This window comes from Dysgonomonas sp. BGC7 (assembly GCF_001261735.1).
Taxonomy (GTDB): domain Bacteria; phylum Bacteroidota; class Bacteroidia; order Bacteroidales; family Dysgonomonadaceae; genus Dysgonomonas.
The window spans coordinates 211285-236004 of the sequence record NZ_CVRP01000007.1 but is presented as its reverse complement, the minus strand read 5'-3'; the positions used below and the strand labels follow the sequence as shown (position 1 = coordinate 236004).

At 37.6% G+C, this 24720-nt stretch carries 21 protein-coding genes; 17 read left to right on the top strand and 4 right to left on the bottom strand.

The features are described 5' to 3' along the window. Positions 1 to 7: 7 nt before the first annotated feature. On the bottom strand, positions 8 to 460 hold the full coding sequence (locus tag BGC7_RS06250) for a GNAT family N-acetyltransferase (protein WP_050700703.1): 453 nt from the start codon (positions 458 to 460) through the stop codon (positions 8 to 10). 5 nt (positions 461 to 465) lie between these two features. After that, on the bottom strand, positions 466 to 2736 hold the full coding sequence (locus BGC7_RS06245; RefSeq protein WP_185112951.1) for an aconitate hydratase: 2271 nt from the start codon (positions 2734 to 2736) through the stop codon (positions 466 to 468). A 257-nt stretch (positions 2737 to 2993) separates the two neighbouring features. On the opposite strand from BGC7_RS06245, the gene BGC7_RS06240 reads away from it, so the two are divergent. The 17 genes from BGC7_RS06240 (at position 2994) to nifJ (ending at position 21911) form a co-directional block, all read left to right on the top strand. Beyond that, positions 2994 to 4484 (top strand): fibrobacter succinogenes major paralogous domain-containing protein, encoded by a 1491-nt coding sequence (locus BGC7_RS06240; RefSeq protein ID WP_157258670.1) that lies wholly within the window; start codon positions 2994 to 2996, stop codon positions 4482 to 4484. A 167-nt stretch (positions 4485 to 4651) separates the two neighbouring features. Next, entirely contained in the window at positions 4652 to 5701 is a 1050-nt protein-coding gene (locus BGC7_RS06235; protein WP_050700701.1) for a tetratricopeptide repeat protein, read from the top strand. A gap of 13 nt (positions 5702 to 5714) precedes the next feature. Then, positions 5715 to 6266 (top strand): RNA polymerase sigma factor, encoded by a 552-nt coding sequence (locus BGC7_RS06230; protein WP_050700700.1) that lies wholly within the window; start codon positions 5715 to 5717, stop codon positions 6264 to 6266. Between the two features lie 58 nt (positions 6267 to 6324). Beyond that, positions 6325 to 6681: a hypothetical protein gene (locus tag BGC7_RS06225; RefSeq protein ID WP_050700699.1), complete on the top strand. Its 357-nt coding sequence runs from the start codon at positions 6325 to 6327 to the stop codon at positions 6679 to 6681. A 17-nt stretch (positions 6682 to 6698) separates the two neighbouring features. Continuing rightward, complete coding sequence (locus BGC7_RS06220; RefSeq protein WP_050700698.1) at positions 6699 to 7151, top strand: hypothetical protein; 453 nt, start codon at positions 6699 to 6701, stop codon at positions 7149 to 7151. 234 nt (positions 7152 to 7385) lie between these two features. After that, complete coding sequence (gene hisG / locus BGC7_RS06215; protein ID WP_050700697.1) at positions 7386 to 8240, top strand: ATP phosphoribosyltransferase; 855 nt, start codon at positions 7386 to 7388, stop codon at positions 8238 to 8240. Then, positions 8237 to 8764, top strand: a complete 528-nt coding sequence (locus tag BGC7_RS06210) for a GNAT family N-acetyltransferase (RefSeq protein ID WP_050700696.1) — start codon at positions 8237 to 8239, stop codon at positions 8762 to 8764. The genes hisG and BGC7_RS06210 overlap by 4 nt, the downstream gene beginning before the upstream one ends. A gap of 4 nt (positions 8765 to 8768) precedes the next feature. Then, positions 8769 to 10046 (top strand): histidinol dehydrogenase, encoded by a 1278-nt coding sequence (gene hisD, locus BGC7_RS06205; RefSeq protein ID WP_050700695.1) that lies wholly within the window; start codon positions 8769 to 8771, stop codon positions 10044 to 10046. Next, the gene (locus BGC7_RS06200; protein ID WP_050700694.1) at positions 10046 to 10486 is read left to right on the top strand and encodes a GNAT family N-acetyltransferase; all 441 of its coding nucleotides are present in this window, start codon (positions 10046 to 10048) and stop codon (positions 10484 to 10486) included. Before hisD ends, BGC7_RS06200 begins: the two co-directional genes overlap by 1 nt. 4 nt (positions 10487 to 10490) lie before the next feature. Beyond that, a complete protein-coding gene (locus BGC7_RS06195) occupies positions 10491 to 10940 on the top strand; it encodes a cupin domain-containing protein (RefSeq protein ID WP_050700693.1) in 450 nt (149 codons plus the stop codon). Between the two features lie 104 nt (positions 10941 to 11044). Continuing rightward, the gene (locus BGC7_RS06190) at positions 11045 to 11623 is read left to right on the top strand and encodes a DJ-1/PfpI family protein (protein WP_050700692.1); all 579 of its coding nucleotides are present in this window, start codon (positions 11045 to 11047) and stop codon (positions 11621 to 11623) included. Between the two features lie 89 nt (positions 11624 to 11712). Next, positions 11713 to 12741: a histidinol-phosphate transaminase gene (gene hisC, locus BGC7_RS06185; RefSeq protein ID WP_050700691.1), complete on the top strand. Its 1029-nt coding sequence runs from the start codon at positions 11713 to 11715 to the stop codon at positions 12739 to 12741. 21 nt (positions 12742 to 12762) lie between these two features. Next, complete coding sequence (gene hisB / locus BGC7_RS06180; protein ID WP_050700690.1) at positions 12763 to 13878, top strand: bifunctional histidinol-phosphatase/imidazoleglycerol-phosphate dehydratase HisB; 1116 nt, start codon at positions 12763 to 12765, stop codon at positions 13876 to 13878. 99 nt (positions 13879 to 13977) lie between these two features. Then, positions 13978 to 16044, top strand: coding sequence for a putative porin (locus tag BGC7_RS06175; protein ID WP_050700689.1), 2067 nt, complete (start codon positions 13978 to 13980; stop codon positions 16042 to 16044). Positions 16045 to 16050: 6 nt separating this feature from the next. Beyond that, entirely contained in the window at positions 16051 to 16860 is an 810-nt protein-coding gene (locus tag BGC7_RS06170; RefSeq protein WP_087880052.1) for a transporter substrate-binding domain-containing protein, read from the top strand. A 208-nt stretch (positions 16861 to 17068) separates the two neighbouring features. Beyond that, complete coding sequence (locus BGC7_RS06165) at positions 17069 to 18259, top strand: AAA family ATPase (RefSeq protein ID WP_050701062.1); 1191 nt, start codon at positions 17069 to 17071, stop codon at positions 18257 to 18259. 82 nt (positions 18260 to 18341) lie between these two features. After that, a complete protein-coding gene (gene nifJ, locus BGC7_RS06160; protein WP_050700688.1) occupies positions 18342 to 21911 on the top strand; it encodes a pyruvate:ferredoxin (flavodoxin) oxidoreductase in 3570 nt (1189 codons plus the stop codon). A 72-nt stretch (positions 21912 to 21983) separates the two neighbouring features. Here the strand turns inward: nifJ and BGC7_RS06155 are convergent, their stop codons facing one another. Together BGC7_RS06155 and BGC7_RS06150 are read right to left on the bottom strand one after the other, a co-directional pair. Next, positions 21984 to 23342 (bottom strand): alpha-amylase family glycosyl hydrolase, encoded by a 1359-nt coding sequence (locus BGC7_RS06155; protein ID WP_050700687.1) that lies wholly within the window; start codon positions 23340 to 23342, stop codon positions 21984 to 21986. A 26-nt stretch (positions 23343 to 23368) separates the two neighbouring features. Continuing rightward, positions 23369 to 24718: an SLC45 family MFS transporter gene (locus BGC7_RS06150; RefSeq protein WP_050700686.1), complete on the bottom strand. Its 1350-nt coding sequence runs from the start codon at positions 24716 to 24718 to the stop codon at positions 23369 to 23371. Between the last annotated feature and the right edge of the window lie 2 nt (positions 24719 to 24720).

Here is a 24720-nt window from a genome sequence, read left to right as displayed (position 1 = left end):
GATATATCTAATTAGTTGTATTTATTATCAAATCACAATTCATTTCTATATTATCTATTTTCGCACCCAAACTTTCATAAAAACTGATAGCAGGCTGATTCCAACTAGATACCTGCCACCTCACTTTGTTACATTTTTCTCTTTTGGCAAAGTCAATGATTTTATTTATCAACAAAGTTCCTATACCTTTTCCTCTATATTCTTGCTTTACATACAGATCGTCCATATATAAAGATTTCCCAACCCATGTATAGTAAGAGAAAAAACATGTAACATAACCGGCAATATTATTATTGTCGTCACGAGCAACAAATCCAAGAATGAATTCTTTTTCCTGTTTCATCTGTTCTAAAGTATTTACCATTCGCTCAGGCACCTTTTCGAACACAGCAAATTCTTTGAAAAGAAAAATCAGATCTTCAAAATCATATTCTTCTATTGGACGAATTGATATAGCCATCTCTATTATTTACGCTTCATAAAGTTTAGTGCACTACCAGCCTTGAACCACTCTATCTGTGTTTCGTTATATGTATGTGCAACTTCAAAAGATTCTTTTTTACCATCCGAATGAGTAAGTTCAACTGTTAAGTTTTTTCTCGGAGCAAAGCTCGACAAACCTAGTATGCTTATTTTATCATCCTCTTGTATTTTATCATAGTCATTTTTGTTGACAAAAGTAAGAGCCAACATACCTTGCTTCTTCAAGTTAGTTTCATGAATACGTGCAAATGATTTTACCAAAATGGCTTTTACATTAAGAAAACGAGGCTCCATTGCTGCGTGTTCACGAGACGAACCCTCTCCATAATTTTCTTCGGCAACAACAACTGATCCCTGACCGGCAGCCTTAAATTTTCTTGCTAACTGAGGTACAGCAAGATACTCCTTGGTAGTAGGATCTAATACCGAGTTTGTTTTATCATTAAATGCATTTACTGCTCCAATCAGCATATTATCGGAAATGTTATCCAAATGCCCACGAAAGCGCAACCAAGGACCTGCCATAGATATATGATCAGTGGTGCACTTTCCTTTTGCTTTTATCAACAAAGGTTGTTCTAAAATATCAAGTCCATTCCATGACGAGAACGGTTTAAGCTCTTGTAAACGTTGAGAATCGGGTGCTATCCTTATTTCTATATCCGAACTATTTGCCGTGGGTGCAATATAACCTCCATCTTCCATACTGTAACCCGAAGGAGGTAATTCATATCCTTGCGGCTCCTGCAATTTAACCTTCTCGCCGTTCTCATTTACGAGTGTATCCGTCATTGGATTGAAGCACAAGTCGCCTGCAATACTAAGCGCAGCCACTATTTCAGGCGAAGTAACAAATGCATGGGTATTTGGGTTTCCATCGTTTCTTTTTGCAAAATTACGATTGAAAGATGTAACAATTGAATTTGGACGATCAGGGTTATCACTCTCACGTTTCCATTGACCAATGCATGGGCCACAAGCATTTGCCATTATTGTAGCACCGGCATCTTCAAATGCAGGCAATATACCATCGCGTTCTGCTGTATATCTCACTTGTTCCGATCCCGGATTTATAATAAACTGAGCTTTTACTTTTATATTTTTTTCTTTAGCATCTTTTACTATTGAGACCGCCCGCGATAAATCCTCATACGAAGAATTGGTACACGAACCGATAAGTCCTACTTCCATCTTTTGTGGGTAACCTTTCTCTCTTACCACTTTTGCAAATTCAGATATAGGGTGTGCAGCATCAGGGGTAAAAGGCCCATTTACATAAGGCTCAAGTTTTGAAAGATTGATCTCGATAAGTTGATCAAAATACTTATTTGGATCAGCAACTACTTCTTCATCAGGTCTCAGATATTCCATTATTTCATCTGCCATTTCAGCAACATCCGTCCTACCCGTTGCCTTCAGATAAGATGAAGATTTAGCATCGTACGGAAATATAGATGTTGTAGCCCCTACTTCTGCACCCATGTTACATATAGTGGCTTTACCTGTAGCAGACAAGGAATCTGCTCCCTCTCCAAAATATTCTATAATAGCATTAGTTCCTCCTTTTACAGTAAGAATACCTGCCAGTTTGAGTATTACATCCTTAGGTGATGCCCAGCCTGAAAGCTTACCTGTCAATTTCACACCAATCAACTTAGGCATTTTTAGTTCCCATGGCATACCTGCCATGACATCTACAGCATCTGCTCCTCCTACACCGATGGCGATCATCCCTAATCCTCCTGCATTTGGCGTATGAGAATCTGTACCAATCATCATTCCTCCGGGAAAAGCGTAATTTTCGAGAACAACCTGATGTATTATTCCGGCACCCGGTTTCCAAAAGCCAATACCATATTTATTGGATACTGAACTTAAAAAATCATATACTTCTTTATTTGTAACCTCAGCTGTATTCAAATCTTCTTTAGCAGACTTATATGCCTGTATAAGATGATCACAATGAACTGTAGATGGTACAGCAACAGTAGTACGGCCAGAGTTCATCAATTGCAACAGAGCCATCTGGGCTGTAGCATCCTGCATGGCAACCCTATCTGGCGAAAAATTGACATAATCTATTACTCGTTTATAGTTCTGAATATCTTCATCCAGAGCCAAGTGTGTGTATAGTATCTTCTCACTCAGTGTTAATGGTCTATTCAAGAATGCTTTTACCTTCTCTGCTTTTGATGGATAATGGTTATAAAATCTACGGATCATCTCTATATCAAAAGTGCTACTTTTTATCATATGCCTTTTTATTTTGATTGGTTTTTAGTTTCTAATTGCTGTAAAAACAAATGTAATAAAAATATTTAGTTTGTAAATGTATTACACAATAATCAAACTGATATCTTTTTTCTATGACTTGTTTAAAGAAATTTATATCATGCTTTATTTTTCATCAAAAAAACACAAAATATTAAAAAGTAAACAATATATTGATTGAATATGTTTTATCAAAAATGAGACAAAACGAATCACAATAAATTACTCAATTCAAAAAAATGAAAACTTGTACTAAGCTAATTACAGTTCTCTTAATCTTTTTTATATCAATTCCGACAACATCTCAAGTTACGATAGGTATGGGAGAAACTCCAGCTAAGACAGCCCTACTTCAACTGAAAGACCAATCTGCTGACGAAAATAATATAACAAGTAAGACTGGAGGTTTTCTACTACCCAGAGTGGGGTTAGTAAACCTGAAAACTTTACAACCATTTGTGGAAACATCAGAAGCAGGTTATGCAGATGAAAAAAAATCGAGTGTCGGACTTTTTGTATATAATATAAACCGATTAGAAAGTGACAGTATCTACCCCGGACTTTATTACTGGGATGGAGAGCAATGGGATATGATATCCACCCGCATAAATCAGGGGAATAACAATAGCGGTGCTGGCAACGACACCATACGGGAAGTAGAACCACCCTTAATTGATGTAGAGGATCCAAAAACATTGAACCTCTCTAATTGCTATATTGTAGGCTATGGGAAAACTGTGGATATTCCAATAATAAAAGCATTTGCAGTATGGATACAGAGACTTGATGCTGACTTACACTCCTTAGAAAGCGGAACTTTATCTGTAGAATTATTATGGCAAGATCGTCCGGATTTGATAAAGAGTGTCTCTTTGGAGGAAAACTCTGTAAAAACCAAATCGAGAATACGGCTATCCACTAATGACCAACACTTTACAGGAAATGCAGTTATTGCAATAAAAATAAATGGAACTATTTATTGGAGTTGGCATATCTGGGTAACAGACTTCAACCCTGATGACGCTACACACCAAAAAAATTATAATGGCTATGTATTCATGGATCGAAACTTGGGTGTAACTTTTATCAACGAGGGTGCAGTAGGCTCAAAAGGGCTACATTATCAATGGGGGCGAAAAGATCCGTTTCCGAACTCTTCGTCCACAACCGGAAACTCAGAAAAAGATATATACCGAATAGACAACTCTTTGACAGGCATTTCTAAAACAGATATAATGGGAGTACCTTTGGTCAACAACAATCATATGGAAACGGCCATAAACAACCCGAACAATTTCTACTATACGTCTTCTTCTCAGGGAGACTGGTATTCTAATGTTGCGACAGAAAAAGATGATTATCTATGGGACGAAGTAGGAACTCATCAAAAGACCCCATACGATCCATGCCCTCCGGGATGGCGTGTACCTAAAGCCAATACAAGTTCATCTAACCCCTCTCCTTGGGATGGGTTACCATCTGAGAATTTCGTTGCGGGCACAGGTATAGATTTCTCTAGTGCTAATGCCGGATACTATCCTGCCGCCGGATATAGGTCGGGCACTAATGGACAATTGACTGATATAGGTCATACTGGCTATGTATGGTATGGTTCAGTCTTATCTGTAGAATATTATGCATTCAAACTGCTTTTTGCCCCATATAATACAGCTACAAACGATCGTGCATTCAGGGCTGTAGGCGCTTCGGTAAGATGTGTAAAAGAATAATTCAATCAAATTCTAAATAAACAAAAGGATACAAGAAATTGCACCCTTTTGTTTGTTTTGAACAAAGAGTTGGTATTCCAAGTTGTAAAAAATACCTAAGAGTTAATCTAAAAAGACTATATTCCGAGTATTTTCTTACTTTTGTATTTCTATAAATTTTAGTTTGCATGAGAAAATACTTAATTATAACATTCTTATTATTCACATTTACATATTCTTATGCGCAACCGTCATCAGAAAAGCTCATTAGACAAGGTGTTGCGCTACACGACAAAGGACGTTACAAAGAAGCAATTACCTGCTATGAAGAAGCATTGAAAGTCAATCCGACCTCAATGTCTGCTATTTATGAAATGTCTCTTTCCTACCTACAGTTGAAAGACAATGAAAAAGCAATCAAATACAGCACAAAGGTTATAACTGCAAACTTCCAGCCCCTGTTAATGGATGCATATATAGTTAAAAGTACAGCTTTTGCCAATCAGGGAAAAGTAGCAGATGCTATAAAATTGTTAAACGAAGCGCTCGATCGGTGTGGAGACGAGTATCTACTCCATTTCAATCTAGGACTAAGCTATTTCAATAGCAAGGACAATAAAATGGCTGTGCAGCACTTGAGAAAAGCAATAGAAATTGACGCTACACATTCTAGTGCATTCCTACTATATGCGTACGCATTAAGCGATTTGGGACGCTGGGTACAAAGCTTTTATTCATTCCACTTTTTCCTCTTGCTAGAACCAAATACAGAACGTTCGAAAGATGCCTTTGGCGAAATGTTTGATATAATAAACAGTAAAATGGACGATACTCCTGAAAAATTATCGCCGGAAGAAGGAGTAGACAGACGAATGATATATGACTTAATTAAAAAGAAAAAGACAGGAGCTACGGACGATATATCTAATTACAACTTCTTTGTTGAAGCTTCTAAAGCTATATTTTTTACTTTAGGACAAATGCAAAATGATAGCCAAAGCGGTCTACTATGGTACTTTTTCGTACCTACATATGATGAAATTTTAGGATCAGGACATTTTGATACATACTGTCGTTATATAAGTGTTTCTTACTTTCCGGAATCTCTGGCTTGGTGGGATAAAAATAAAACACATGTAGACAACTTTATAGAATGGTTCGAAAACGGACAAGGAGGAGTTGATGAAGAAGCAGATTATGGAGACGACTCTGACCTAGAAGACATCCCTAGCAAATAACAATTTGATATTAATGTCACAAGAAACAGAAAATAATTTAATAGAAAAGCTTCACAACCCTAAAACACAGCAAGCTGCATTCTCTGAATTAGTAAAAGAATTCAGTGAGATCCTATATTGGCAGATACGAAAAATAGTACTAAGTCATGACGATGCCAACGATGTTTTGCAAAATACATTTATAAAGGTATGGACAAGTATAGATAACTTTAGGGGAGACTCAAAGTTCTCTACATGGCTCTACCGTATTGCTATCAATGAAGCTATATCTTTCTTGAATAAACAACGTTCTGCAAATAATATATCTCTCGACGATGCTGACTCTTTTCTCATATCTCGACTCGAAGGAGATGAGTTCTTTGATGGAGATGAAGCTCAGTTAAAATTACAAAAGGCAATTCTCACATTACCGGAGAAACAAAGGATAGTTTTCAACCTAAAGTATTTTGAAGAAATGAAATATGAAGAAATGTCGGAAATACTTGAAACATCGGTAGGGGCATTAAAAGCCTCATATCATCATGCGGTAAAGAAAATCGAAGATTTTTTATCTATTGAACATTAAACCTTTTCATATATTTATAGTCTATATTCTAAATAGTGTTTAAAAAGAGTGTGTAACTATGCTGAATCATATTGACGAAAATAAGAATCCGTTTAAAGTGCCTGAAAATTATTTTCAGAACTTTAATGCTGAGATAATGGATAAACTTCCGGCCAAAGAAGCTAATAAAGGAAAGATTGTTCCATTGTGGAAAAAGGTTATACCTTGGACAGCAGTTGCCGCAGTGTTTGCCGGAGTACTTTTCTTAACAGGAGTATTTAATCGCACTACTGTCAACCCGGATACAACGGCACATCAGCCGGAATCTGCAATTACAAATGGATTGGCTTCAACTGAGGATGAAGAATATTACTATTCATTCATCGAAGACGAAGTTGTTAAAGCCAAATATAAGGAGATGATATACAACCAATAACTAAAGTAAAATTTTATATGAAATCTAAAAGCGTTTTAATGTTATTTCTGCTATGTATAACATTTTCTGTTAGCGCTCAGATGAGACATGGTAGTGGTTTCGATATAGAGAAGATAAGAAAAGAAAAAGCCGAATTTCTTAAAAAAGAAATGGACCTCACCGAAAGTGAGGCTAAGGTGTTTTTACCTCTCGAGGCTGAGTTCATGACTAAAAAATATGAAGTAAACAGGAGTGCACGCAGAGAAACCCGAGAACTAAAACGAAAAGAAAATAAAACTGAAGCAGATTACAAAAGAATAACTCAGTTGAATCTGGAGTCGGAGCAAAAAGAAACCCAGCTTCAAATAGAATATTATAAGAAATTTGCAGAAGTGTTGTCTGCTCAAAAGATAGAAAAATATAGAAGTGCAGACTTAAAATTTAAAGAAAGAATGCTGCAAGAGCATCGGAAAAACAATCCCGGAAAATGATCTTTTTATAAAAAACTTTCATAAAGTTTGTTTTAATCTAAATAATATATATTTTTGTCTTTGAAAAGAAAGAACAACAATGAATAATAATACACATCATCATCATTTTATATTACTGCCACTTGGTAAGTAACATATATTGATGTGATGTTTACAAAAATATAGTAAGAGCTTGCCTGATGAGGGTAAGCTCTTATTTTTTTCTAATAAAATTATAAATAAAATATATATATCATGGTATTAAGAATTGCAATACAATCTAAAGGTCGGTTATTTGAAGAATCTATGGCTCTTTTAGGTGAAGCAGGTATCAAAATGAATAATATTAAGAGAACCTTGCTTATACCTGCTAAAGATTTCCCTGTAGAAGTACTATTTTTACGAGACGACGACATACCTCAGGCTGTAGCTACTGGTGTAGCTGATATTGGAATAGTCGGAGAAAACGAGTTTGTAGAAAAGAATGAAGTCTCGGACATCATAAAACGCCTTGGTTTCAGTAAATGCCGATTATCTTTGGCTATACCTAAAGACGAAAATTACAGTGACATAAAATGGTTTGAAGGGAAAAAAATAGCAACATCATATCCTCACATACTAAATAAATATATGCAGGAAAATGGTGTCAAATCTGAGATACATGTCATATCTGGCTCTGTAGAGATATCTCCCAGCATAGGCCTGTCAGACGCAATATTCGATATTGTCAGCTCAGGGGGCACATTGGTGAGTAACCGTCTGAAAGAAGTCGAGGTCGTTATGCGTTCAGAAGCCTTGCTTATAGCAACTAAAGGACTATCTCAGGAAAAAAGGGATATTCTGGACGAATTGATATTCAGAATAGAAGCTGTACAAAGCGCAGAAGGGAAAAAATATGTACTTTTGAATGCACCCGAAGATAAACTGGACGAAATATTTGACATCCTACCGGGAATGCGAAGCCCTACAGTAACACCTTTAGCAACAAAAGGCTGGTGTTCAGTTCAGTCTGTTATCGAAGACAAACGCTTTTGGGAAGTAATAACTAAACTTAAAGCTTCGGGAGCTGAGGGTATAATTGTATTACCGATCGAGAAAATGATATTATGATAAAAGTTTCAGAAGAAATAGTACTCAACCCATTGTCGGTCGATGATATTTTCAGAATCTTCAACACCCTGAACGAACAACGGGAATATATGCGTGAATGGTTGCCATTTGTAGATACCACTCATGTAGTAGAAGACACTGCGGACTTTGTAAATCATGTACTTCAAACTACAGATAAGCAATTCACCATCTTTTATCAAGATAAATTTGTTGGGTTAGTCGGATTTAAAGATACTGACTGGAGCAATAAGAAAACAGAAATTGGCTATTGGCTTTCACAACATGCACAAGGAAAAGGCATTATAATACGCTCGGTAAAAGAACTTATCCAATATGCTTTCGACGAAATGGATATGAACCGTATTCAGATTAAAGTAGCCGAAGGAAATCACAAAAGCCGTCGCATACCCGAAAAAATCGGATTTCAGAATGAAGGAATCGAAAGGGATGGAGAGCTATTGGTAGACAATATATATACAGATATTGTAGTTTATAGCTTGTTGAAAAGAGAATATAATAAATAAAATTATGCAGATCATAATATATCCGCAACGTAACGAATGGGAGCAAATACTGACTCGCCCTGTTTTTGACACATCATCGCTCAATCTGACAGTAGATTCTGTTCTTAAAGATGTAAAAAGCAGAGGAGACGAAGCCGTTTTGGAATATGAAGAGAAGTTTGACAAAATAAAGTTATCTACTTTAACAGTCAGCAAAGAAGAAATCGACAAATCGGAGGCTTTAGTTTCAGAAGAACTGAAATCAGCCATCCGCATAGCAAAACAAAATGTAGAGACATTTCATCGTAGCCAGATATTCGAAACTAAGAAAGTAGAAACCACTGCGGGGGTTACTTGTTGGCAAAAGGCTGTTGCTATAGAAAAAGTAGGTTTATATATTCCGGGAGGAAGCGCCCCTCTCTTTTCCACGGTATTGATGTTGGCTATTCCGGCAAAAATAGCAGGATGTAAAGAAATAATTTTATGCTCACCCCCTAACAAAGAAGGGAAAATACATCCGGCAATACTCTTTGCTGCAAAAGAAGCAGGAGTGGATAAAATATTCAAAGCAGGAGGAATACAGGCTATTGGCTCAATGGCATATGGCACCGAGTCTGTACCCAAAGTGTATAAAATATTTGGCCCCGGCAACCAATACGTAATGGCAGCTAAACAATTGGTAAGCCTCAAGGACGTAGCCATAGATATGCCGGCAGGTCCATCGGAAGTACAGGTTATAGCTGACGAAACATCAAATCCGAAGTTTGTTGCAGCCGACCTATTATCTCAGGCCGAACACGGGCCCGATAGTCAGGTTATACTGACTACGACTAGCGAGCCTTTTATCTCCGAAGTACTTCATGAAGTGGAGCGTCAACTATTCGAACTGCCTCGGCGCGAAATAGCAGAAAAAGCATTACAGAACAGTAAGCTCATTTTATTGAGAGATGAGAACGAAATAGTGGAGATGACCAACCAATATGCTCCCGAACACCTGATAATAGAAACTGCAGAATACATGGACATGGCCGACAGAATAATAAATGCAGGCTCCGTATTTCTGGGCAGCTATACACCCGAAAGTGCCGGAGACTACGCTTCGGGAACAAATCACACTCTGCCAACAAACGGCTATGCAACAGCATATAGCGGTGTAAACCTCGATAGTTTTACAAAAAAAATTACCTTCCAAAAAATAACTAAGCAAGGTATAAAAAATCTAGGGCCAACCATAGAAGTAATGGCTGAAAACGAAGAACTATTTGCACACAAAAATGCAGTAACACTGCGCTTGAAAGAATAATGCATCCCCTAATAGTAGAATACGGAAGCACTGAATATGAAGAAATGCTATCTTTGCGAACAAGGGTACTAAGAGAACCATTAGGACTATCTTTTTCGGAAAAAGATCTGGAAAAAGACAAAGACGATATTCTTCTAGGTCTCCTTTTGCCTGAGGAACAAAAGGTAGCTGCCTGTTGCATTCTCACCCCTATTAATAGTCTATCGGTAAAACTCAGACAAATGGCAGTCGATAACGATTTACAACAGTCGGGACTAGGAACTGCTATGCTCTCTTTTGCCGAATATGTATCTTCACGGGAAGGGTTTCAACAGATCATATTAAATGCAAGAAAAACGGCAATCGGTTTTTACGAAAAATATGGATATCAGATCATAGGCGAAGAATTTACAGAAGTAGGAATCCCACATTATAAAATGAAGAAAGAAATCATAAAATAAAAATATGGAAGAAGAAAAAAAACAAATATTGGACATTGTATCCCAATATATAGACATCACATTGACGCCTTTTGGTAAACCTCAAAGGTCTGTAATAGATGTAGAAAAGCGTGCACCAATGTACGATGGAGCCGGAGTTGTATATATGCTATCTATTTTCGAAAAAGGCGATTTGGTTAATAATCGCATAGGTACCTATATGGTATTGCCCAATAAAGGCGATCAGGCAGGCTTCCACGAACATGGAAGCAAAAAAGAGCAGGAGTTGTATGTACTTGTAAATGGGCAAGGCGAATACATAGAGCGCGAAGGGCTTGACAACATTACAAGAAAATTCAACCTGAAGAAAGGAAATGTAACATCTATACAGGGAGATAACAACTACCATTCGATAATAAATACAGGCAACGAGCCTCTTATTATATTTGTAGTCACTACTTACGAAAAGCAGTAGTAGGTGTTTTAAACATTTTTACCGCTTAAATAGATTCAGCCTTAACAATTTTAGTTACATTTAAAGGTAATTACTAATTGTTGAACATCTAAATCTGTTTTATCATGGGTAAAAGAATATTAATGCTCGCCGGCGACTTTGTCGAAGATTATGAATTAATGGTTCCTTATCAGGCTCTTTCTGGTGTCGGCTTTCATGTAGATGTAGTCTGTCCGGGAAAGAAAGCCGGAGAACAAGTGGCAACGGCCATTCACGATTTTGTAGGCTTTCAGACATATGTTGAGCTTCGTGGTCATAATTTTGTACTCAACAAGAGTTTCGACAGTGTAAATCTTAGTGATTATGCAGGGCTTTATATAACAGGAGGGCGCGCACCGGAATACATCCGGCTCGATCCTAAAGTGTTAGAATATACCCGCTATTTTTTTGAGAAGAATCTGCCTGTCGCTGCCATTTGTCACGGAATACAAATACTTACGGCCGCCAATGTTGTAAAAGGAAGAACTCTGACATGCTATGTAGCTGTAGGGCCGGAAGTAACACTTGCCGGTGGCAACTATAAGGATATACCGGCTACAGAAGCTATTACAGATGGCAACCTAACTACATCTCCTGCTTGGCCAGGACATCCGGCTATATTGCGGGAGTTTTACAAATTGTTGGGTGTAAAAATAGAATTGTAAGCAATTGAATTGAAAAATAGAATAGCTACAATAATCTATATGATATTATTGTAGCTATTATTTTATAAAGGATTTAGGATCAAAGAACAATGAATTTAGAACAATTAGTACGCAAAAATGTATGGGAAATGAAACCATACTCTTCGGCTCGGGACGAATTTAAGGGCGAAGCTTCTGTTTATCTCGATGCTAACGAAAATCCGTTAAACGACAAATATAATCGCTATCCCGATCCTTTACAATGGAAATTGAAAGAAAAAATAGCACAAGTAAAAGGAGTAAATCCTGAAAAAATATTTTTAGGAAATGGTAGTGATGAACCCATAGACCTAGTTATTCGTATTTTTTGTGAGCCACGTATAGATAATATTGTCGCAATAGATCCTACCTATGGCATGTATCAGGTTTGTGCAAATGTAAATGACGTAGAATACAGAAAAGTATTACTGAATGAGAATTTTAATTTCAAAGCCGATGAGCTGTTGAAGAATACGGACGAGAAGACTAAAATCATATTCTTATGCTCTCCTAACAATCCTACAGGAAATCTTCTCGATACCAAAGAAATAGAGAAAACATTAGAATCTTTTGACGGAATAGTGGTTGTAGATGAGGCGTATATTGACTTTGCTTCCGAAGCTACATGGCTAACCCGTCTCCACAAATATCCAAATCTTATAATTCTTCAAACATTCTCAAAAGCGTGGGGACTGGCTGCTGTTCGTTTAGGCATGGCTTTTGCATCACCCGAAATCATCAAACTGTTTAATAAGGTAAAGTATCCATACAATGTTAATATTCTCACTCAGAATTTTGTTAATGATGAATTAGATAAGTTAGCTCTAAGAAAAGAATGGATACAAATATTATTGAATGGGCGTGACTATCTCAAAGAAGAACTATCGAAGCTACCTTTTGTTGAGAAAATCTACCCTACTGATGCAAATTTCCTGCTAGTAAAAGTAGATGATGCCAACAGCTTGTACAAGCAACTGGCAGGCAAAGGTGTAATTGTACGTAATCGTAACACGGTGTCGCTATGTGTCGGATGCTTACGGATAACAGTAGGTACAGACGAAGAAAATAAAAAGCTGATAGAGACATTACAGAATATTTAAGAAGAAAAACTCCAAAAAGAAATGAAGAAAAAGGCCTTATTTATAGATCGAGACGGAACGATAGTGATAGAACCACCAATAGATTATCAACTGGACAGCTTCGAGAAGCTTGAGTTCTACCCTAAAGTTATACGGAATTTATACTTTATCCGAAAAAATCTGGATTTCAAATTTGTCATGGTTACCAATCAAGACGGACTAGGTACAAACTCGTTTCCGGAAAACACATTTTGGCCTGTTCACAACCTCATGCTAAAAACCCTGCAAAGCGAAGATATTACCTTCGATGATATTCTGATAGACCGTAGTTTTCCCGAAGACAATGCACCTACACGCAAACCACGCACGGGACTATTAGGCAAATATCTTACCGAAGAATATGATCTGAAGCATTCCTTTGTAATAGGTGACAGACTAACCGATGTAGAACTAGCTAAAAACCTGGGAGCAAAAGCTATCTTCCTTCGCAACGACATAGAAATTCCTGAAGAACTGAAAAACGTTTGCGCATTGCAAACCACCGACTGGGATGTAGTGAGTGAATTCCTTTTTGCCGGAGAACGTAAAGCCGAGATAAAGCGCACTACAAAAGAAACGGATATATATGTAGCTCTCAATCTGGATGGAAAGGGCGATTGCGATATATCTACAGGATTGGGCTTTTTCGACCACATGCTCGAACAAATAGGCAAACATTCGGGACTGGATTTATCAATAAAAGTAAATGGAGATCTTGCGGTAGACGAACATCACACCATCGAAGATACTGCTCTAGCTTTGGGCGAAGCTTTACACAAAGCATTTGGCGATAAGCGAGGCATCGAACGCTATGGCTATTGTCTGCCTATGGACGATTGCCTGTGCTCTGTTGCTCTCGATTTTGGAGGACGTCCATGGTTGGTTTGGAATGCTGAGTTTCATCGTGAAAAAGTAGGAGATATGCCAACAGAAATGTTTCTGCACTTTTTTAAATCACTCAGCGATGCAGCAAAAATGAATCTGAACATAAAAGCAGAAGGTACTAACGAACATCACAAAATAGAAGGTATATTTAAAGCATTTGCGCGAGCTCTAAAAATGGCAAAGAAAAGAGATATCTTTAATTATGAGCTTCCTTCGACTAAAGGTGTTATTTAAACATAATAATAAGATTGTAGACGCAATAATCTGTACCTTCGCTTGTTTTTAAAGAAACATTAACGTCTCATTTTTCATTTTTTGTGTAAGTTTGCACCGATGAAAAAACATATAATAGCATTGCTCTTGTTTTTGGGAATATGTCTAGCAACTAGTGCCCAAAACAGACCGAATGTTCCCCATTCTACAGGAGAGGGGCATACACATACAGACTCTCTTCATCCTGACTCGGTGAACCTTCCGGTTAACCAGACCAAGATTGATACTGCAAAAATAGATATGCCCAACATATACGCATGGAAAATAACACCGCGCCTAGGCGAACGTATATTCGTTCCACGCGATACTCTCCTCTATGGCTTCCATCAAAGTATGTTAGTGGACGGACGCAGTGTTGCTATGGGATATCTTGGCAATGTAGGCTCTCCGGCTCAGTCTAAAATATTCTTTGAAAGACCCGAGCCTTCACGTTTTAGTTTCTTAGATGCAATGTATCTATGGCGCAAAAATCCGGAAGACCATTATTATCTTAATACCAAAATTCCATATTCAAATATAAAATATCAGAGTGGTGGGGGTGGACAAAGTGCCGAAAACCGCTTTCAAGCAGAAATGTCGATGAATATGGGTAAGAAGTTGAATGTAGGTTTCGATTTTGACTATATCTACGCTCGTGGATTTTACAATTCTCTCTCAAATAAGCAAATGAGTTATGACTTCTATGCCAGCTATATAGGAGACAAATACAAGATGCATGTTTTCCTGCACAATAACAATTTTACCAATATCGAAAATGGAGGGATAAGTGATACTCTTTACATAACTCGCCCCAATTCGGATGAAGTAAGACTGGATCGATCGTATTCAGGAAACACACTGGATATTCCGACTAGAATGCAGAATACAAAAAACAAGATGAGAGGACGTCATCTTTACGTAACCAATCGCTACGATTTAGGAAACGAGATGGAAGAATATGCCGTAAACGACAGTGTTACAGCGTGGCGTAAAAAGCCGAATTATGTACCTCTTGCCAGCGCAATACTTACTACACATTATACAGATCAACGAAGAAGGATAACGTCTGATTTTGCAAAAATGGACAACCTATATCTGCCTTACACCCTCTCTGACGAACTAATTAAGGATCCTAAATATGTACAGAATATAGACGATTATATGTCATATTATTCATTCAAAAACACATTTGCTCTGGCTATGAATGAAGGCTTTCGCAGTTGGACTAAATTTGGGCTTACAGCCTTTGTAGAATATGATATGAGAAAGTATTCTGTTCCCGGAGGATTGCCCGGACTGCATGAAAGGCAAAGCGAAAATGCTTTAAATATCGGAGGAGTTTTATCTAAAGAGAAAGGAAAATATCTTAGGTATAAAGCAACAGTGGAGAAGGACATGCTAAACTCCGATTTTAGAGCAGAAGGAGAGATAACTTCGATGATTGGTCTCTTCGGAAAAAATCTGTCAGTAAAAGCAAACGCATATATAAAGAATATAAGCCCGGGATATACAAGGAACAACTTCTCTTCCAAATACTGGAACTGGAATGAAAACCTCAGCAATACACGTAGAGTATTCATCGGTGGGGAAATTTCTTTACCCGAGTTCTCCTTCTCCAAGACAAGAATAAGTGGAGGAGTAGAGACAATCAAGAATTACATATATTACGGTGCTGATCGCTTAATCGCTCAAGAAACAAGCGACGTACAAGTTGTATCTTTCAGGCTCGATCAGGATTTCAAAGCAGGAATATTTCATTGGGACAATCAAGTCGTATTTCAAAAATCGACTAACGATGTTGCCATTCCGTTGCCTACATTGAGTGTGTACACTAATGTATATATAACAAGCAAAATAGCAAAGGTGCTGACATTTCAGTTAGGCGTAGATGCTCATTATCACACTTCATATTATATGCCCGGCTATGAGCCATTAACTATGCAGTTTTATAACCAAAATGAGATGAAACTAGGAAACTTCCCTATTGTTACAGCCTATGCAAATTTACATCTCAAATATACACGTTTCTTCTTGATGATGTACAATATTGCGGAAGGCATGGGCAACTCTCAATCATTCTTATTACATCGTTATGCGGCAAACCCTCGTATATTGAAGCTTGGCATTTCTTGGCAGTTTAATAATTGATTAGATATGTTGAAAAACAAGAGATTTATCATAATATCATCCTGCCTGCTACTAATTGCTATCGGATGGATTATTTTTTCGGGGAAAAAGCAATCTCCAAAAGATTTTGCCGAGATAGAAAAAGATGGTAAACTGCGTATAGTAACAGATTACAATTCTATCGGCTATTATGTATCCGGAGATACTATTGCGGGATTTAATCATGACCTTATCGAGCTGTTAAAATCTCACATACCTCTCTCTGTAGAAGTTTTACTCGAAGCAAATCTGAGTAAAAGTATCGAAGGGCTGAAAACGGGCAAATATGATGTATTAGCACGCAATATACCGATAACTTCCGAGCTTAGAGAATCTCTACGCTTTACCAAGCCTGTATCTCAAAACAGGCAGGTACTTATTCAGCGCAAAAAAGATTTCAATGATGGAATCCCCCCTTTACGAAGTCATTTAGATTTAGCAAAGAAAACACTCTATGTGCCCACTAACTCTCCGGCAATTCTCAGAATTAGGAATCTGTCTCACGAAATAGGAGATACAATATTCATAAAAGAAGATGATACATACGGCGCCGAACAGTTAGCTATGCTTGTAGCATCGAAAGACATCGACTACGCTGTTTGTGACGAAATTGTAGCTTCTAAAGTCGCTGAGTCAATTCCAGAAATAGACTATGCTACTCTTATAGGATTTACCCACTTGGAAGCATGGGCTGTCAGTGAAAAATCACCGGTCTTACTAGACTCGATGAACGTTTGGATAAAACAGGTGAAAGCAACAAAAGAGTATGAAAAACTTTATCGGAAATATTACAAATAGTTTCACAATCGTATCTCTTAGGTTATATTAATTTTCTATTATAAATAGCCTTTTCTTATATTTTGTTTATTCTTATTTTAGTGATAGTTATAATAATTCAATTTATAGCTACCCTCTTTTTTGACAAAAAAATGATTAAAATTGCTATCTAGACTTTGCAATGCCGTGAAAAAAGAGTATCTTCGTCGAGTTTAATACAATGAATTTAGTGGAACCATTTTTTCGGACACATAAGTATTTGGTTGAGCATCTCGAAGGGCTTATTCCCAGACTGTTGATGAAGCAAATTGATTGGAGCCAACGACTAATTGGGATAAAAGGAACCAGAGGTGTAGGTAAAACATCTTTTCTACTCCAGTACGCCAGAGAATTCTTTGACTTGGATAAAAAAGATTGTTTGTACATAAATCTAAACCAATTCTACTTTACAGTAAGAACTATCACTTCTTTTGCCAAAGAATTTGTTGAAAGAGGAGGTAAGACATTGCTGTTAGATCAGGTATATAAGTACCCAAACTGGTCGAAAGAATTAAGAGAATGCTATGAGTTGTACCCTCAACTCAAAATCGTATTCACAGGCTCTACTGTAATGAAGCTTGATGAAGACGAAGAATTATCTTCCATTGTCAGTGTATATAACTTGAGAGGATTCTCATTTAGAGAATTTCTCAATATACTATTAAATAAGAACTTCGAGCACTATTCGTTAGAAGAACTTATAGCCAATCATCAGCAGATAGCGGAAGAAATCTGTAAACAGATAAATCCTTTAGATCATCTTTGGCCATATATGCATCACGGCTATTATCCATTCTTTTTGGAGAAGAAGAATTTTTCAGAAAACTTACTTAAAACAGTAAACATGATGCTTGAGGTCGATGTTTTGTCTATCAGACAAATAGAATTGACCTATTTGCCCAAACTAAGAAAGTTACTGTATCTCTTGTCTCTGTCAGCTCCGGGCAAACCAAATATCAGCCAACTCAGCATAGATTGTGAAATATCAAGAGCTACTGTAACAAACTATCTCGAATATTTAAGAAGTGCACGCCTTATAAATATGCTTTATCGCGAAGGAGAAGAGTTTCCTAAAAAACCGGATTTAGTATATATGCATAATACAAATCTGATGTTTCCTCTCAAAATGACTCCAATTGCAGATCAGGCTTTGAGAGAAACTTTTTTTTATAATCAGATTCATCATAGCGACAGTAAACTAAAAAAAGCTTCGAAAAGTGGAATGTTTATTGTAGAAGATAATGAGAACAAATATAGATTTAAAATAGAAGGACAACGAAGCAGAGGAAAAAACAAGCAGGAATGGCTTTATGCTGTTGGAAATCTGGAAACAGGTGAGAAGAACATTATTCCTCTTTGGCTTTTTGGCTTTTTATATTAACCAAATAAATAATATTTTAAAAGAGTTTAAAAACTACATAGGTCAATTAAATTAAAGAAGGTAATCAACAAATACTAAAAGTATGGCTAAACAAAAAAAATTTTTAACATGTGATGGTAATCAGGCTGCTGCACATATTTCATATATGTTCAGTGAAGTAGCTTCGATCTACCCTATCACACCATCGTCGACTATGGCAGAATATGTCGATGAATGGGCCGCTGCCGGACGTAAAAACATATTCGGCGAAGTGCTCAAAGTTCAGGAAATGCAATCCGAAGCAGGTGCCGCAGGTGCTCTTCACGGTTCGCTACAGGCAGGTGCATTGACGACTACATATACAGCATCGCAAGGATTATTGCTGATGATTCCTAATATGTATAAAATTGCAGGAGAACTTTTACCTAGTGTATTCCACATCTCTGCACGTGCACTAGCTGCACAAGCTTTGTCTATTTTTGGAGACCATCAGGACGTAATGGCTGCCCGTCAAACAGGTTTTGCTATGTTCTTCTCCGGTTCGGTACAAGAAGTGATGGACTTATCTGCTGTTCCTCACTTGGCTACTCTTGAATCCCGTATTCCATTTATGAATATTTTCGATGGATTCCGTACTTCACACGAAATCCAAAAAGTGGAAGAAATGAATCAAGAAGATTTAATTCCACTTATTGATCAAAAAGCAGTAAAAGAATTCAGAGAGAGAGCTCTGAATCCGGAAAATCCGGTTACTCGCGGAACAGCTCAAAATGATGATATCTACTTTCAGTCTCGTGAAGCTGCAAATAAGTTTTATGATGCAGTACCTGAAATCGTAGAAAAATATCTTGCAGAGATATATAAGATTACAGGACGCAAGTATGGCTTGTTCGACTATTACGGAGCAGAAGATGCAGACCGCGTAATCATAGCAATGGGTTCTGTTACAGAAGCAATAAAAGAAACTGTTGATTACCTGAATGCAAAAGGAGAAAAAGTCGGCTTAGTAGCTGTTCACCTTTATCGCCCGTTCAAGGCAGAAGCATTCTTGTCGGTAATACCTAAAACTGCAAAGAAAATCGCAGTATTAGACCGTACAAAAGAACCGGGAGCACTAGGACAGCCATTATACATGGACATTAAAGATTGCTTCTACGGATCTGAAGATGCGCCTACGATTGTAGGTGGTATTTATGGGCTTTCTTCTAAGGATACTACTCCGGCTCAAATTATGTCGGTATATGAAAATCTTGGAATGAACCTTCCTAAAAATGATTTTACGATCGGTATAGTAGATGATGTTACATTCAAATCTCTTCCACAGAAAGAAGAAGTTTCTGTAGACGACACTACATATGAAGCTAAATTTTATGGTTTAGGTTCAGACGGTACCGTCGGTGCTAATAAGAATACAGTAAAAATTATAGGAGATAATACTGATAAATATTGTCAGGCATATTTTGCTTACGACTCTAAAAAATCAGGAGGATTTACAGCGTCTCATCTTCGCTTTGGCGACAACCCTATACGTTCTACGTATTTGGTAAATACTCCAAACTTTGTAGCATGTCACGTTCCTGCCTATCTTCATCTTTATGATGTAACTAAAGGGTTGAAAAAGAATGGAACATTCTTATTAAATTCGGTATGGAGCAAAGAGGATGTAGGTAACTACTTACCAGACAATGTGAAGAAGTATCTTGCAGTAAACAATATCAATTTCTATATCATCAATGCAACAAAGATTGCTACAGAAATAGGTTTGGGGGGACGTACAAATACAATTCTTCAATCAGCATTCTTTAAAATATCTAACGTAATACCTTACGACCTTGCTGTGGAACAGATGAAAAAATTCATCGTTAAGTCTTACGGACGTAAAGGTGAAGACGTTATAAACAAAAACTATGCTGCTGTAGATCGTGGTATTGAACTTGAAAAAGTTGAAGTTCCAGCCGAATGGGCAAACCTAGTTGTTGGCAAATCGGAAGAAGATGATGCTCCTGAATTCATCAAGAAAGTAGTACGTCCCGTAAATGCTCAACGAGGTTACGATCTTCCTGTATCTGTTTTCGTAGGACGTGAAGATGGTACTTGGGATCATGGAACAACCGAATACGAAAAACGCGGTGTTGCTGCATTTGTTCCTGTGTGGGAAGCTGAAAACTGTATTCAGTGTAATCAGTGTGCATATGTTTGTCCTCACGCAACTATTCGTCCGTTCGTTTTAGACGGAAACGAGCAAGCTAAAACTCCTGAAGGAGTAGAATTGCTAAAAGCTCAGGGTAAACAGTTTGATGGTATGGCATTCCGTATTCAAGTAGACGTACTAGACTGCCTTGGATGTGGTAACTGTGCTGATATTTGCCCGGGTAAAAAAGGGAATTCAGCTCTTAAAATGGTTGAAATAGGTGGTCAATTCCCTGAGCAAGACAATTGGGATTTCATGATCAAAAATGTAACTAGCAAGGCTCACCTTGTAGATACTAAACTGAATGTTAAAAACTCTCAGTTTGCAACTCCATTATTTGAGTTCTCAGGTGCTTGTTCCGGTTGTGGTGAAACTCCATATATCAAATTGGTTACTCAATTATTCGGAGACCGTATGTTGATTGCAAATGCAACAGGTTGTACCTCTATTTATGGTGGTTCTGCACCTTCTACCCCTTATCGTAAGAATGAGGAAGGAAAAGGTCCGGCTTGGGCTAACTCATTATTTGAAGACAATGCTGAGTTTGGTCTTGGTTATGCTTTAGCCAACATTACTATGCGCGATCGCTTAGTAAAACTAATGACTCAGGTTCAGGACTGCGACAAATGTTCTCCTGAATTGAAAGCTCTATACAAAGAATGGATAGACAATAAAGATGAATCTGAAAAGACAAAAGAACTTCATGCTCAGATCATGCCATTACTCGAAAAAGAAAAAGAGAACTGCGACTATTGTAAAGAAATATATTCTTTGAAACAATATATTATCAAGCGCTCTATCTGGATCTTTGGTGGTGACGGTTGGGCTTATGATATAGGTTTTGGTGGTCTTGACCATGTAATAGCTTCGGGCGAAGATGTAAACATTCTTGTCTTAGATACAGAGGTGTATTCTAATACAGGAGGTCAGTCTTCTAAATCTACACCAGTTGCTGCTGTTGCTAAATTCGCTGCTGCCGGTAAGAAGATACGCAAGAAAGATCTTGGTATGATTGCTACTACTTATGGCTATGTATATGTTGCACAAGTAGCTATGGGAGCAAATCAGGGACAATGTCTGAAAGCTATCAAAGAAGCAGAAGAATATAAAGGACCATCATTGGTTATTGCCTATTCTCCATGTATCAGCCACGGCTTGAGAAAAGGAATGGGACATGCTCAGGATGAAGAAAAGGCTGCTGTTGCATGTGGTTACTGGCACTTATGGCGCTACAACCCTATGTTGGAAGAAGAAGGTAAAAATCCATTTACAATGGACAGTAAAGAACCGGACTGGAGCAAATTCCAAGACTTCCTTAAGGGAGAGGTTCGTTATACATCTCTTCAGAAATCAAATCCGGGAGAGTCTTCTGAACTATATGATGCTGCTCAGAATAATGCAATGTGGCGTTATAAGAGCTATCAAAGACTAGCTGCCGAGGTATTCGACAAGTTCGATGAATCGACAGAACTACAAAATTGATAAGTTCTATACATATCAAAATAAAAAAGTCCCGGAAATATTCCGGGACTTTTTTATTATAGATTCCACTACTTATTCTCTGGTAAGTACCCTATATTCCCAAGCCTTTAAAGTCTTAGGTAGATTGCCAATCAGCTTGCCTGTAAAAACATCATAATAGTTATTTCGTCCTAAAGCATCATTACTCGTATATGTTATATTTCTATCCGACAAATTCAACATAACCATAAGTTCTTTCCCTGCCTTTTCTCTCGAAAATATCAACAATTCTTTTCCAGCATTAGAAGTGTAGATTCTCACATCTCCTCCCATACTTCCGGCACGTAAGGCAGGATGAGTATGCTTCAATTCATTCAGTTTCTTATAGAATTTAGTAGTCCCATTTTCAGTCCATGACGGAACCATATCTTTCTCAAAGAACGAAAGACGTTTTTTTAGCCCGACTTCTTGCCCTGTGTATATCATCGGCATGCCATTCAATGTATATGTAAGAACAGCAAAAGCTTCTATACCTTTTCCATAACGTTCAAATTCGGTTCCATTCCATGAATTTTCATCATGATTAGTAAGAAAATTCATTTTATAACCATCCGGGCATTTTATAGTATCAAGTTTTTGAATATAAGTAGTCAGGTCTTCTACATTTTTATTTCCTTTACTCACATCCGCCATCATGTGCATCAGTTCCCATGAGTAATTAGCATCGAAAGCATGTTCAAGTAAATCATAGTTTTCTGATTCAGCCAACATGAAGACAGGTTTTATACTATCTAAAGCCGGACGCACGTCGTTCCAAAAATCAGTGGGTACTTCATGCGCCATATCGCAACGATAACCATCAATCCCGAAGTCTGTAATCCAATACTTCAAAGCATCTAGCATGCCTGCACGCATATCCTTATTATCATAATTGAGCTCATAAGTATCAGTCCAGTCATAAGGACTTTTAAAATTACCCGCTTCATCTCTAACATACCAGTCGGGATGTTCTACTGTCCATACGTTATCACAGCCGGTATGGTTGGCAACCCAATCAAGAATCACCTTAAAACCCATTTCATGAGCTTTATCAACTACTCTTTTAAAGTCCTCTTTTGTTCCAAATTCAGGATTGACTTCCTTATAGTCTTTTACGGCATAATAACTACCTAAAGTACCTTTACGATTTTTCTCTGATATAGGATGAATTGGCATAAACCATAATACATCAACACCTAGTTCTTTTAATCGAGGAAGATGCTGTTCGAAAGCTGCAAAAGTACCTTCTTTTGTATATTGTCTTACATTCACTTCATAAATGACCGCATTGCGAGTCCAATCCTGATGAGAAACTGTACATTTTTCTTTTGGAGCCTCTATCTGCTTTTTCGAATCACAAGAATAACCTGCAAAGATTACTGCTATTGCAATAAACAATAATTTTGTTTTCATTCCTCTTTATTTTTTAGTGATTAATATTACTTTTTATTTTCCAAACTTTGCATAACCTGCTCATCGTGATTAGTCTCTTTAACAAAGACAACAGAAATTGCTGCTAATAACATAGACACTCCTGCTACCACCAACATAGAGATGGAACTTCCTTCAACCACATATTTGAGAATCAAACCTCCTGTCAATCCGGCAACAATCTGAGGAATTGTAATAGTTGCATTAAATATCCCCATATATACTCCCATTTTATTAGCCGGGAGTGCAGCAGACAAGATTGCATATGGCATAGCCAATATAGCAGCCCAAGCTATACCTACACCCACCATAGAGATTAAGAGCATATATTTATCATCGAATACATACATGGAGGTCAGCCCTAAAGCTCCAAGGAACAATGCCAGAGAGTATACTTTTCGACGTCCTATCTTATCTGCTATTTTTGCCATAAAGATTGCAAATATTGCAGCAAATATACCATATACACCACTAAGTACTCCATTCCAGTTTCCTGCTTCATTATATGCTTCAGACAAAGGATCTGTTGTATGCCAAACATTTTCGGCAATTCCTCCTATAGCATATACCCACATTATGAACAATGCAAACCATGAAAAAAATTGCACAATACTTAGTTGAAGCATCGTTTTGGGAGTTTCTCGCAATATAGCAAGAAATGATTTCTTCTTCTTCTCCTCTTCCGTTATATGGTTATACTCTTCATATTCCCTAGGCGGATATTCTTTTACTTTGAAACTTGTCCATAATACAGTAAGCAAGAGGGCCCCGCCTCCAATGTAGAAGGCCCAGATGACCGATGGCGCAACTTTATCCCCGGCCTCGGGTATATTTTGAATGCCTATCCATGTGAGTATAAAAGGAAGAAATGACCCTACTACAGCGCCAACATTAGTGAGAAAGCTTTGAGTAGAATATCCCAGATTCCGCTGTTTTTCATTGACCATATCACCAACCAACGACCGGAAAGGCTGCATGGAAACATTAAAAGCACAATCCATAAACAATAACATAAATGCCCCAAAAATAACCGGAGGCATAATAGCAGCCGCAAACTCTGAATTTGGCATAAAAAACATAGCAATGGCCGAAACAATAGCTCCTCCTAAAATAAAAGGGATGCGTCGCCCAAGACGAGTCCATGTACGATCGCTCGACAACCCAATAATAGGCTGTACAAGAAGACCGGCAACAGGTGCTGCGAGCCAAAATAGGGGTAACTCGTGTGGATCTGCACCCAATGCTGAAAGAATACGACTTGTCTGAGAACTCTGTAATGAATATCCAATTTGTATACCCAAAAATCCGAAACTAAGGTTCCAGATTTGCCAGAAGGAGAGTGTTGGTTTTTGTTTCATGG

Excerpts from the sequence above, each read along its gene's own strand:
- BGC7_RS06250 (WP_050700703.1), bottom strand. The coding sequence starts at position 460 with ATGGCTATATCAATTCGTCCAATAGAAGAATATGATTTTGAAGATCTG.
- BGC7_RS06245 (WP_185112951.1), bottom strand. The coding sequence starts at position 2,736 with ATGATAAAAAGTAGCACTTTTGATATAGAGATGATCCGTAGATTTTAT.
- BGC7_RS06240 (WP_157258670.1), top strand. The coding sequence starts at position 2,994 with ATGAAAACTTGTACTAAGCTAATTACAGTTCTCTTAATCTTTTTTATA.
- BGC7_RS06235 (WP_050700701.1), top strand. The coding sequence starts at position 4,652 with ATGAGAAAATACTTAATTATAACATTCTTATTATTCACATTTACATAT.
- BGC7_RS06230 (WP_050700700.1), top strand. The coding sequence starts at position 5,715 with ATGTCACAAGAAACAGAAAATAATTTAATAGAAAAGCTTCACAACCCT.
- BGC7_RS06225 (WP_050700699.1), top strand. The coding sequence starts at position 6,325 with ATGCTGAATCATATTGACGAAAATAAGAATCCGTTTAAAGTGCCTGAA.
- BGC7_RS06220 (WP_050700698.1), top strand. The coding sequence starts at position 6,699 with ATGAAATCTAAAAGCGTTTTAATGTTATTTCTGCTATGTATAACATTT.
- hisG (WP_050700697.1), top strand. The coding sequence starts at position 7,386 with ATGGTATTAAGAATTGCAATACAATCTAAAGGTCGGTTATTTGAAGAA.
- BGC7_RS06210 (WP_050700696.1), top strand. The coding sequence starts at position 8,237 with ATGATAAAAGTTTCAGAAGAAATAGTACTCAACCCATTGTCGGTCGAT.
- hisD (WP_050700695.1), top strand. The coding sequence starts at position 8,769 with ATGCAGATCATAATATATCCGCAACGTAACGAATGGGAGCAAATACTG.
- BGC7_RS06200 (WP_050700694.1), top strand. The coding sequence starts at position 10,046 with ATGCATCCCCTAATAGTAGAATACGGAAGCACTGAATATGAAGAAATG.
- BGC7_RS06195 (WP_050700693.1), top strand. The coding sequence starts at position 10,491 with ATGGAAGAAGAAAAAAAACAAATATTGGACATTGTATCCCAATATATA.
- BGC7_RS06190 (WP_050700692.1), top strand. The coding sequence starts at position 11,045 with ATGGGTAAAAGAATATTAATGCTCGCCGGCGACTTTGTCGAAGATTAT.
- hisC (WP_050700691.1), top strand. The coding sequence starts at position 11,713 with ATGAATTTAGAACAATTAGTACGCAAAAATGTATGGGAAATGAAACCA.
- hisB (WP_050700690.1), top strand. The coding sequence starts at position 12,763 with ATGAAGAAAAAGGCCTTATTTATAGATCGAGACGGAACGATAGTGATA.
- BGC7_RS06175 (WP_050700689.1), top strand. The coding sequence starts at position 13,978 with ATGAAAAAACATATAATAGCATTGCTCTTGTTTTTGGGAATATGTCTA.
- BGC7_RS06170 (WP_087880052.1), top strand. The coding sequence starts at position 16,051 with ATGTTGAAAAACAAGAGATTTATCATAATATCATCCTGCCTGCTACTA.
- nifJ (WP_050700688.1), top strand. The coding sequence starts at position 18,342 with ATGGCTAAACAAAAAAAATTTTTAACATGTGATGGTAATCAGGCTGCT.
- BGC7_RS06155 (WP_050700687.1), bottom strand. The coding sequence starts at position 23,342 with ATGAAAACAAAATTATTGTTTATTGCAATAGCAGTAATCTTTGCAGGT.
- BGC7_RS06150 (WP_050700686.1), bottom strand. The coding sequence starts at position 24,718 with ATGAAACAAAAACCAACACTCTCCTTCTGGCAAATCTGGAACCTTAGT.